Genomic DNA, 9,398 nt, shown 5'->3' on the forward strand with positions numbered 1-9,398 from the left:
CTCTTTTTTTGTTTGCAACGATATTTAATTACTTCCAGTCCAGGCACAGGCCCTGCTTGTACAGCAATTCGGGTAGCTGGTCACGGTCAATCGCCTTGCTATTCAGCTTGGCACCCGTAATCTGCTTAGTGAAGGAATCAATCCTCCGGTTGGCGTCACGCAGGTCGTAATACGTGGTCACCACCTGGTCGTAATCCCTGAGATTGCTGACCTTGAAGTCGCGCGGGTAGTCGTTCTCAAAGGTTGTGAATTCCAGCGGCAGGCGCGGCTTTAACTGCGGCTCCTGGTCGGGCACGCCCACCTGCATCCCGAGCGCCGGAAAGGTTAACGGCGGCAGGTTCAGTGCGTCGAGCATCGCCAAGGGGTGGTCGTTGATCGTGCCCAGCGGAACGTAGCCCAGCCCCATGCTTTCCACGGCGTTAGCAACGTTCTGCCAAGCCAGGAGCGTGTCGTCCATCCCCTGGAAAAAAATATCCGTCGTGTGCACGCGGCCGTCGTCCGTGCCCAGCTGCTTTCTAATCTGCTGGTTGCGGTAGAGGTCAACCACGAAAATAAACAAATCGCCTTCAGCGCCCACGTACTTCTGCCCGCACAATTCCCTGATCCGCGCCCGCTTGGCCTTGTCGGTAATATGCAGCAGCGTCGCATTCTGCATGAACATGCTGGTCGCCGTGTGCTGAAATACGGTATACAACGTATTCAGCTGGTCAAATCTTAGCTGCTTGTCCTTAAACTTGCGAATTGACCTGTGGTTAACCTGGCCGTCAATCGTCGAATTATGAATCATCCAATTACTTCTTCCTATGCTTTTAACTCAGTTTTCCTCACAGTTCTCTCAATTCATTATAGCAGAAAAAAGGTGCCCACCTTGGGGCGTGCTTGTGCTAAAATTTACTTAATCAATAGATTTTAATGGAGGTAATTATGCGCATATTAGTTGTTGGCGGTGCCGGCTATATCGGCTCCAATGCGGTTCGGGGGCTGCTCGAGCAGGGCAACGAGGTCGTCGTTTTGGACGCTCTTTACACTGGCCACCAAAAGGCGGTCGCTACCGAAGCCAAGTTCTACCAGGGCGATATTGAAGACACGTTCCTAGTGAGCCAAATTTTGCGAAAAGAAAACATTGATGCCGTCATGCACTTTGCGGCATACTCACTCGTTTCTGAGTCCGTGAAGAATCCGCTCAAATACTACGACAACAATGTAACGGGCATGATTTCTTTGCTGAAAGCCATGAAGGACGCCGGCGTCAAGTACCTGGTCTTTTCTTCCAGTGCGGCAACCTACGGCATACCAAAACAGCTGCCAATCACGGAAGATTCGCCCACTGAACCGATCAACCCTTATGGTGAGACCAAGCTGATGATGGAAAAAATCATGCACTGGGCTGACCAAGCGGACGGGATCAAATCCATTGCCCTGCGCTACTTCAACGTGGGTGGGGCCTCAAGCGATGGTGATACGGGCGAAGACCATGCACCTGAAACCCACTTGATTCCCAACATTCTTAAAAGCGCGGCTAGCGGTGACGGCAAGCTAATCATTTTTGGCGATGATTACGACACTAAGGATGGCACCAACGTTCGCGACTACGTGCAGATCACGGACCTGATTGACGCCCACATCCTCGCCCTCAGGCACCTGGTGGCCACGAACAAGTCCGACGTCTTCAACCTGGGCACGGCCCACGGCTACTCCAACCTGGAGATTCTGCAGGCAGCACGCGAGGTTACCGGCATTGACATTCCCTACACAATGGGTCCACGACGTGGCGGCGACCCTGACAGCTTAGTGGCTGACTCAACCAAGGCGCGTACCATCCTCAAATGGCAGCCTAAACATGAGAACGTCCAAGAAGTAATAGCAAGCGCGTGGAAGTGGCACCAGACCCACCCCAACGGCTACGAAGATTAAAAAACGTACAAGCCCTAAGCAGGTTTTGCAATGAGCCCCGAAAGTTAGACAGCTTTCGGGGCTCATTGCGTTGCACGCTTTTTTACTTATTAATTTTGGTATACAAGTCCATATCGCAAAAGTGCTCGTGATACTTCACTTCATCCTTCAGGAGCGCCACGTGGGTAAAATGCAGACGTTCAGCAATTGCGCGGCTAGGCCTGTTATTGTGGTCTGCGAGCAAGTCTAACCGGTGCAAGCCGAGGTCGGCAAATGCCATCTCCAGCAATTTTTGAACCGCGGTCGTCATCACGCCTCGCCCCTGGTAGGTTTGCCCCAGCCAATAGCCGATTTCAGCTCGCTCGTTCTTTAGGCTGATATTGTGTAAATCCGCCATCCCGGCCGGCTGTCCTTCCACCATGACCACCAAGGCCAACTTTTCGTAGCGCGCGGTGTCCAGGCGCATCGCTTTGATAAAGTCAACCTCATCTTGAACGGTCTTGACTTTATCAGCCCAAGGCAAGAAGCGGGCCAAGTCCTTGCGGTCATGGGTAACTATGTCAAACAGGCCCTGTGCATGACTAAGTTCTGGCAAGGCCAGCTCGACCGCTAAATTGCTAACCGTAAAATGGCTGCTAATAAACATTTCAAATTCCTCCCTTGCTGCTGAAAGTATTCTTTATGATACTACAATTTAGTTATCCCTGTTCCTACTTTTTAACCAAGTCGCCCACTTTTTTGTCGTCAGATAGCTCAGGACATTGGGCAAATGTTATAATTAAATAATGTACTTTTTTTAGAAAATGGAGTGATTTAATGAGTGCAGAAGACGAAAAAAACAAATCAGGTTATGAGCGCACGCTGACCAACGCCCACATTCAGCTGATTGCACTGGGGGGAACGATTGGCACTGGCCTGTTCTTAGGCGTCGGCAACAGCATCAGGCGGGCCGGCCCCAGCGTTGTACTGATTTATATCATTGTGGGCGTCTTTTTATTTTTACTGATGCGCGCACTAGGCGAACTCATCGTCTCAGACCTGTCCAAGCACACCTATATCGACTTTATCAAAAAGTATTTAGGCAAGGACATCGGCTTCATCACCGGCTACTTATACTGGATTAGCTGGGTGACCCTGGGCATGGCCGAAATGACCGCTCTGGGAATCTACTTCCAGTATTGGTTTCCTCATTTGCCAACGTGGGTGCCCGGCCTCGTCACAGTTGCAGTATTGCTCTTTATTAACCTGCTGTCAGCGCGCCTCTTTGGCAACCTGGAATTCAGCTTTGCAATTATTAAAATCGTGACCGTCATTGCCTTTGTCTTACTGGTTGGCTACCTGCTGGTAACAGGCGGTCGAACCAGCTTTGGACCCGTTACGCTGGCCAACTTGACCACCAACGGCGGTTTCTTTGCCAAGGGCAGCACCGGCTTCTTCTCCGGCTTTCAAATGGTAATCTTTAGCTTTGTGGGCGTTGAATTAGTCGGCGTAACGGCTGCGGAAGCGCAAAATCCTCAGGTTGTCATCAAAAAGGCGATTAATCAAGTGCCCGTGCGAATTATCCTCTTCTACGTTTTGGCCATTATCGCTATTTTAGTTGTTATTCCTTGGAACAAAATATCCACTTCGTCCAGTCCCTTCGTGCAGACGCTGGCTGCTACTGGCATTCGGAATGCTGGTTCAATCATCAACTTTGTTGTGATTTCCGCCGCCATTTCTTCTACAAATAGTTTCTTATATAGTGCCGGCAGACTGCTGTTTTCAGCCGCTTACAGCGGACAGGGCAAATGGAACAAGATCTTCGGTCGCCTAAGAAGGCAGCTGCCACAGAATGCACTCATCCTGTCGGCTGCACTAATGGCGCTGGCTCCTCTAGTCATTATCATGATTGGAAACAAAGCCTTTGACTTTATCTCCTCAACCTCAACGAGCATGTTTCTCATTATCTGGTGTCTAATGTTGCTTACCCACATTGCATACCGGCGCAAGACCAGCCCCCAAAACCTGACTGACTTCCAAATGCCCGGCTTTCCCTGGCTCGACTACGTCACCCTGCTGTTCTTCGCATTGATGATTGTTATGTTGCTAATCCTGCCTGCTAACCGCATCGCCATGGTTGCGGCCCTGCTAATCTTCATCATCTTGGCAAGCCTAATCAAGGTGCGACACAAAGAGGCCAAGTAAAAAGGCCTTAGATCAACCGATCTAAGACCTTTTTTATTTGCGTCTAAATTTGCCTTTAATCTTTTGCCACAGTCCGAGTGCTTGCCGCATCCGCTCAGCCGGAACATGACTGCGCATAGCGTGCAGCGTCTTTTTGTTGTTCCGCGTTGAAAAGGTAAACGCCCCGTTTTTGCGCGTTCGCACCTCAAAGCGTGGTATGTAGCGCCCGCCAAAGCGCACGTCAGCTACGACGTAGGTCACTTCAGCCCACGGTATCTGGACGTAATCAGCAATGTTGCGCTCATTATAAAATTCAAACGCCTTATTGCCGACCATCGCCTTGCCATAGGTTGCAACCCCACGAAACCAGGTCGCACTAGTAGTTAATTCGACTGTGGTATTGCTTGATTCAACCATCTTGCTTTAAAGAATGTGCAGTACGTGCAGTGCAACACCGACGATGAAGATGCCAATAATAATGATAATTGGCGAAACCTTTTTCTTCAAAAGCCACATACAGAAGAAGGTTAGCAGCAAACCGGCAAGACCTGGAACCAACATGTCCAGGTTGTTCTGCAGGGTCGTTACCTTGAACTTGGTCAGCGACAAGCCGCTTGCCTGGTCCATTAAGGCCTTCTGGATGCCCTTGGCACCAGCCGGAAGCGCGTTCCAGTCAATGTAGCCGCCCTTTTGAATAGGCGTCCGTGATACGATCGGCGTGAATTTAATGTTGACCCAGCGCTCGATTAGGGAGCCCAGGACAAACATCCCCATCATGGAGGCACCACGAGTTACCTTCTGCAGAAGACCACCGGACATGTCGTTGGTGATAGCGGAACCAGCCCGGTAGCCAAATTCCTGCGTATACCACATAAATGCCAATCTGATTGCGTTCCAGATGACAAAGAACAGAATCGGTCCCAGAATATTGCCTTGAATCGCCATCGAAGCGCCTAGGGCACCGACGATTGGCCGCACCGTGTACCAGAAGACCGGGTCGCCAACACCAGCCAGGGGCCCCATCATTCCGACCTTAACACCCTGGATGGCTTCATCTTCAACCTTGGCACCATTAGCCTTATCTTCCTCCAAAGCCAAGGTAACGCCTAAGATTGGCGAAACTAGGTAGGGGTGAACGTTGAAGAACACCAAGTGCCGCTCCAGTGCTGCCGCCATGTCGTCCTTTTTGGGGTACAACTTGCGCAGTGCCGGAATCATCGAATATGCGAAACCACCGTTCTGCATTCTTTCATAGTTCCATGAAGCCTGCAAGAATTGTGAGTGCCACATCACTTTGAAGCGGTCGGTTTTAGTTAATTTGATTTTTTGATCAGCCATAATAAAATCCTCCTCTTAAATATCACTTTAATAGTCGTCAATGATATCGCCGAGTGGGTCGCCGGTACCGTCATTATCTGAACTAGAGCTGCTGCCGCCCTTAGACTCTAAGGCCAGGTACATTACAGCCATTGCCAATCCAATGGCACCTAAAGCAATCAGGGTTAGGTCCTTAACTGCTGCCAGGGCAAAACCAATGGCAAAGAACGGCCATACTTCCCGGCTAGCCATCATGTTGATAACCATCGCGTAACCAACAGCAACGACCATGGCACCACCAATTTGCATACCATCACTGAGCCAAGCAGGCATGAGGCCCAACCAATATTGAACGGTTGAAGCCGGAATAGCCAGCAGCAAGGCAGCCGGAATCGCAATCCGCAGCCCTTGCAGGCAGACGTCAAGCCACTGCCACATGTTAATCTTGCGCCAGTTGCCCTTCTTGGCATCGGCATCCATAATGTGGACAATACCAGTGGAAATGGTCCGCACGATCATGGTCAAAAACAGTCCGGCAACGGCCAGCGGCATCGCAATCCCCGTTGCCATGCCGATGCCCTTAGTGCCTTGGCCACTTTGAACCAGGATGATGGCCGAGGCAACCGATGCCAAGGCGGCATCAGGCGCAACCGCAGCACCAATGTTAGCCCAACCAAGCGCAATCATTTGCAGGTAACCGCCCAAGATAACGCCTAAGTCCAGGTGACCCGTAACTAACCCGATCAAGGTACAGGCAACCAGGGGTTGGTGAAATTCCCATTGGTCCAAGATGCCTTCCATACCAGCTAGAAAGGCAACCAGAACAACTAAAATCATTTGAATAGCATTCATTTTTTACTCCTATCCTCTTATTTCTTTTGCTCGTCTAGTAAACTTTGCGCCTTAGCCAGAATTCCGTCCATGTTGCCCGATTTATCCGTTGGCACCTTGCGCACGTCAAACTTGACGCCCATCTTTGCAAGTTCATGGAACGTATCAACGTCCTCTTGGTTCATTGATAAAACATTATTGGCGTTAACATCACCAACTTGGTAAGACATTGAACCCACGTTGACTGTTTGAATGTCAACGCCGGCCTTAACCACGCGCAACACATCTTCCGGATTTTCAAAGAGCAGCAGTGCGTGCGTGTTGCCAAAACGTGGATCCTTGGCGATTTCAATCATTTTAGCAATCGGCACCGTATGCGCCTTAACGCCGGCAGGTGCAGCTTCCCGAATCATGCTCTTGCGCATTTCATCCTTGGCAACACTGTCTGAAACGACAATTACCCGGTCTGGGTGCATTGTGGGAATCCACCCTGTGGCAACCTGTCCGTGAAGCAGCCGTGAGTCAATCCGGGCCAGGACAAACTTGATGTGGCCGTCACCCACAACCGTTCCTTCCGGAATTCCCTTTTTGCTTGTCGCTGCTGCCTTCGGCGCAGGTTGTGTTTCTGCTTTTGGCATCAAGTCAGCTGGCTTAGTCTTAATTCCCTCTTTCGCTGGCGTGATAATTGCGGTAGCAACTTCGCGCGCAGTTGCCTTGGGGTTGGTCAAACGCTGCGTCAGTGCTTCAACAACCATCGGCAAGTTCATTCCGGATACGACTGCCCAAGCCGGATTGTTTTCAAGCAGACCGTTGGCTTGGTTAAACGGCGTACCTCCCCACAGATCAACGATCAGCAAAACTTCATCTTGATTATCAAACGAAGCAATTGCCCCTTCCATTTTGCCCTTGACATCATCTGGTCCCTCGTCGGGAGCCAGGGTAACGTGAGCAAAATTGGCTTGTTCGCCAAAGAGCATTTGCGCAGATTGCGCAATGCCATCGGCAAAACCACCATGGCTGGCCAATACAATTCCTACCATGAGATTTCCTCCTTTAGATAAAATATACCCGTGCCTATTATACCTTTAAAAAAAGCCTAAGTCACGCACTGCTAGTCTCTTTTATTAGGGTGAGCAGCGATGATCTTAAAGCATAAAAAAGGATACTAAATCCTTTTTCTGCTCAAAATCATACATTCACTAAATTACTTTTGCCTGCGCAGCTGCAGCTGTTCATCCGCCAGCTTTTTAAGTTGGCCGAGCGGCAAATCCGCTCCAAACAAGGGAGATCCCGGCTCCAAAATGACTCCCCGCCTGAGGGCCCCAATATTTAGCGGCACAAATCCCAATGCGTCGACTAATTGTTCAACCTGGCGAACGGCTTGCTCATAATCACCCGCAACAGCAATTGCCTTGCGCCCGTTTGCACCGGGACTTTTGGCTTCGGTCTGCAAATCATGGTAACCCATGTGGTTAAGGGCCTTCACAACAACGCTATCCGCAAAATGCTGCTGCACCAATTCAGAAGATGAATGTTCCGGGGTCGAGTAAATGTTTTTTGTACCATCAACTTCCCACCAATAATTCATCGCGTCGACAATTAAGACATGCTCCGCCTGTTTGGGCGCAATCGTTTGGAATCTGCTCAGGGGAATTGCCAGGATTACCAGATTGCTAAGGGCAAAAAGCTGCTGCTGACTAACAGCCTGAGCACCCGGGACAATGGTTTCAACAATCAGCTTAATCTCACTTGCCGCTTTGTCCGTTGCCATTAATACCCGATACCCCGCTGCCACCGCGAGCTGCCCTAAGGTAGTACCTAATTTCCCTATGCCCAAAATTCCGACAGTAGGATGTTTAGCTAGCCTATTCATGCGTGTCGCCCTGCAAAAGTGCTTTAACCCAGGGAATCACTTGCTCGCCGTAAAGCCTAATCGTGCGAATCCGGTCGGACTGTAGCTGGCCACCAACGCCATAAACAAGGTCAAATCTTTGCGTGCCCACGGCCTGCATCATTTTAGCAATTTTTCGGGCCACTGTTTCAGGCGTGCCAACGTAGTAAGCACCCTGGTCAATCTCGGCGTTAAAATGTTCTTTTGTCATCTCCGGCCAGCCCCGTTCAACGCCAAGCTGGTCCATGAATGGTTTGAGGTAGTCCCACGCCAGCTGCCGCGCGGCTTCATCAGTCTCGGCAATAATGCCGTGTGAATGCATCGTGAGGGGATGAACCGGCTTGTTTAGCTTTTGCGCGGCACGCTCGTATAATTTGACGTACGCCGCAAACCTAGTGGGATCGCCGCCAATAATCGCCAGAACTACCGGAAAGCCGTAATTAACCGCACGCACTATCGAAGCCGGTGTCCCGCCAACGCCTATCCTGACCGGCAGGTGCTGCTCCAGCTGCGGGTAAACCGTAACTGCATCCAAATCCTGCGTCAGTTTCCCCTTCCAGGTCACCGGCTCGCCCTTCAGCAATTCAGAAAACAGTTTGAGCTTCTCCTCAAACAACTCATCATAGTCTTCTAACTTATAGCCATACAGGGGAAAGGACTCCGTAAAGGACCCCCGCCCCAGCATTACTTCCGCCCTGCCGTTGGACAGTGCCTGTAAAGTGGAAAAGCGTTCGAAAACACGGACCGGATCGTCAGTACTCAAAACGGTCACTGCAGTACTAAGATGAATGTTTTCCGTGACGCTCGCCAGGTTGGAGAGCACCAGCTCGGGACTTGAGACGGAAAATTCCCGGCGATGGTGTTCGCCCAGACCAATAACGTCTATGCCTAGATTGTCGGCCAGCTGGCCTTCTTTGACAATGCCACGCAGCGACTGTGCGTCAGATAAACGTTCATGAGTTTGATCATCAAACGGCACATCACCGAACGACTCCAACCCAAACTTCAAATTATTCACATCAATTTTCATAATAACGGACACTTCCTTTTCTTTACCCAATGGCTAAAGCATAACCAAGATACAAGGAATTTGATAGTAATCGTGTTTACCCTAATTGGCCCTCGACGCAATTTTAGACAACACAAAGAGGACCCATCCAGGTCCTCTTTTTCTTGCTCCGGCTGTCAGACTCGAACTGACGACATCTTGATTAACAGTCAAGCGCTCTACCAACTGAGCTAAGCCGGAATATTAAAAAAGCACGGCAGCGTCCTACCCTCGCAGGCAGTCTCCCACCAACTA

Annotated in this window: 10 protein-coding genes and 1 tRNA gene; 2 read left to right on the forward strand and 9 right to left on the reverse strand. The window is 50.4% G+C overall.

Features of this window, described 5'->3' with window-relative positions:
- Window positions 1-28 precede the first annotated feature (28 nt).
- On the reverse strand, window positions 29-787 hold the full coding sequence (locus AC2JF8_RS07940; RefSeq protein WP_500762588.1) for an NADPH-dependent oxidoreductase: 759 nt from the start codon (window positions 785-787) through the stop codon (window positions 29-31).
- A gap of 137 nt (window positions 788-924) precedes the next feature.
- Here AC2JF8_RS07940 and galE point away from each other — a divergent pair, with 137 nt between their 5' ends.
- On the forward strand, window positions 925-1,914 hold the full coding sequence (gene galE / locus AC2JF8_RS07945; RefSeq protein ID WP_500762590.1) for a UDP-glucose 4-epimerase GalE: 990 nt from the start codon (window positions 925-927) through the stop codon (window positions 1,912-1,914).
- Window positions 1,915-1,996: 82 nt separating this feature from the next.
- Here galE and AC2JF8_RS07950 read toward each other — a convergent pair whose 3' ends face one another.
- Complete coding sequence (locus AC2JF8_RS07950; RefSeq protein ID WP_500762592.1) at window positions 1,997-2,539, reverse strand: GNAT family N-acetyltransferase; 543 nt, start codon at window positions 2,537-2,539, stop codon at window positions 1,997-1,999.
- Window positions 2,540-2,709: 170 nt separating this feature from the next.
- Here AC2JF8_RS07950 and AC2JF8_RS07955 point away from each other — a divergent pair, with 170 nt between their 5' ends.
- The gene (locus AC2JF8_RS07955) at window positions 2,710-4,077 is read left to right on the forward strand and encodes an amino acid permease (RefSeq protein ID WP_500762594.1); all 1,368 of its coding nucleotides are present in this window, start codon (window positions 2,710-2,712) and stop codon (window positions 4,075-4,077) included.
- 33 nt (window positions 4,078-4,110) lie between these two features.
- On the opposite strand, the gene AC2JF8_RS07960 is transcribed toward AC2JF8_RS07955, so the two are convergent.
- The 7 genes from AC2JF8_RS07960 to AC2JF8_RS07990 form a co-directional block, all read right to left on the reverse strand.
- Window positions 4,111-4,473 (reverse strand): DUF956 family protein, encoded by a 363-nt coding sequence (locus tag AC2JF8_RS07960; RefSeq protein ID WP_500762596.1) that lies wholly within the window; start codon window positions 4,471-4,473, stop codon window positions 4,111-4,113.
- Window positions 4,474-4,479: 6 nt separating this feature from the next.
- Window positions 4,480-5,394: a PTS system mannose/fructose/sorbose family transporter subunit IID gene (locus AC2JF8_RS07965; protein ID WP_500762597.1), complete on the reverse strand. Its 915-nt coding sequence runs from the start codon at window positions 5,392-5,394 to the stop codon at window positions 4,480-4,482.
- A 27-nt stretch (window positions 5,395-5,421) separates the two neighbouring features.
- Window positions 5,422-6,225, reverse strand: a complete 804-nt coding sequence (locus AC2JF8_RS07970) for a PTS mannose/fructose/sorbose transporter subunit IIC (RefSeq protein ID WP_500762598.1) — start codon at window positions 6,223-6,225, stop codon at window positions 5,422-5,424.
- A 17-nt stretch (window positions 6,226-6,242) separates the two neighbouring features.
- Window positions 6,243-7,244: a PTS sugar transporter subunit IIB gene (locus AC2JF8_RS07975; protein WP_500762599.1), complete on the reverse strand. Its 1,002-nt coding sequence runs from the start codon at window positions 7,242-7,244 to the stop codon at window positions 6,243-6,245.
- 164 nt (window positions 7,245-7,408) lie between these two features.
- Entirely contained in the window at window positions 7,409-8,077 is a 669-nt protein-coding gene (locus tag AC2JF8_RS07980) for an NADPH-dependent F420 reductase (protein ID WP_500762600.1), read from the reverse strand.
- Window positions 8,070-9,125, reverse strand: coding sequence for an LLM class flavin-dependent oxidoreductase (locus tag AC2JF8_RS07985; protein ID WP_500762601.1), 1,056 nt, complete (start codon window positions 9,123-9,125; stop codon window positions 8,070-8,072). The genes AC2JF8_RS07980 and AC2JF8_RS07985 overlap by 8 nt, the downstream gene beginning before the upstream one ends.
- Before the next feature lie 146 nt (window positions 9,126-9,271).
- Window positions 9,272-9,344, reverse strand: a tRNA-Asn gene (locus AC2JF8_RS07990).
- Between the last annotated feature and the right edge of the window lie 54 nt (window positions 9,345-9,398).

Source organism: Lactobacillus sp. CA30L (assembly GCF_059900845.1).

Bases quoted from the DNA above. Each gene is read 5' to 3' on its own strand.
- AC2JF8_RS07975 (WP_500762599.1), bottom strand. From the start codon at position 7,244: ATGGTAGGAATTGTATTGGCCAGCCATGGTGGTTTTGCCGATGGCATT.
- AC2JF8_RS07985 (WP_500762601.1), bottom strand. From the start codon at position 9,125: ATGAAAATTGATGTGAATAATTTGAAGTTTGGGTTGGAGTCGTTCGGT.
- AC2JF8_RS07970 (WP_500762598.1), bottom strand. From the start codon at position 6,225: ATGAATGCTATTCAAATGATTTTAGTTGTTCTGGTTGCCTTTCTAGCT.
- galE (WP_500762590.1), top strand. From the start codon at position 925: ATGCGCATATTAGTTGTTGGCGGTGCCGGCTATATCGGCTCCAATGCG.
- AC2JF8_RS07950 (WP_500762592.1), bottom strand. From the start codon at position 2,539: ATGTTTATTAGCAGCCATTTTACGGTTAGCAATTTAGCGGTCGAGCTG.
- AC2JF8_RS07980 (WP_500762600.1), bottom strand. From the start codon at position 8,077: ATGAATAGGCTAGCTAAACATCCTACTGTCGGAATTTTGGGCATAGGG.
- AC2JF8_RS07960 (WP_500762596.1), bottom strand. From the start codon at position 4,473: ATGGTTGAATCAAGCAATACCACAGTCGAATTAACTACTAGTGCGACC.
- AC2JF8_RS07940 (WP_500762588.1), bottom strand. From the start codon at position 787: ATGATTCATAATTCGACGATTGACGGCCAGGTTAACCACAGGTCAATT.
- AC2JF8_RS07955 (WP_500762594.1), top strand. From the start codon at position 2,710: ATGAGTGCAGAAGACGAAAAAAACAAATCAGGTTATGAGCGCACGCTG.
- AC2JF8_RS07965 (WP_500762597.1), bottom strand. From the start codon at position 5,394: ATGGCTGATCAAAAAATCAAATTAACTAAAACCGACCGCTTCAAAGTG.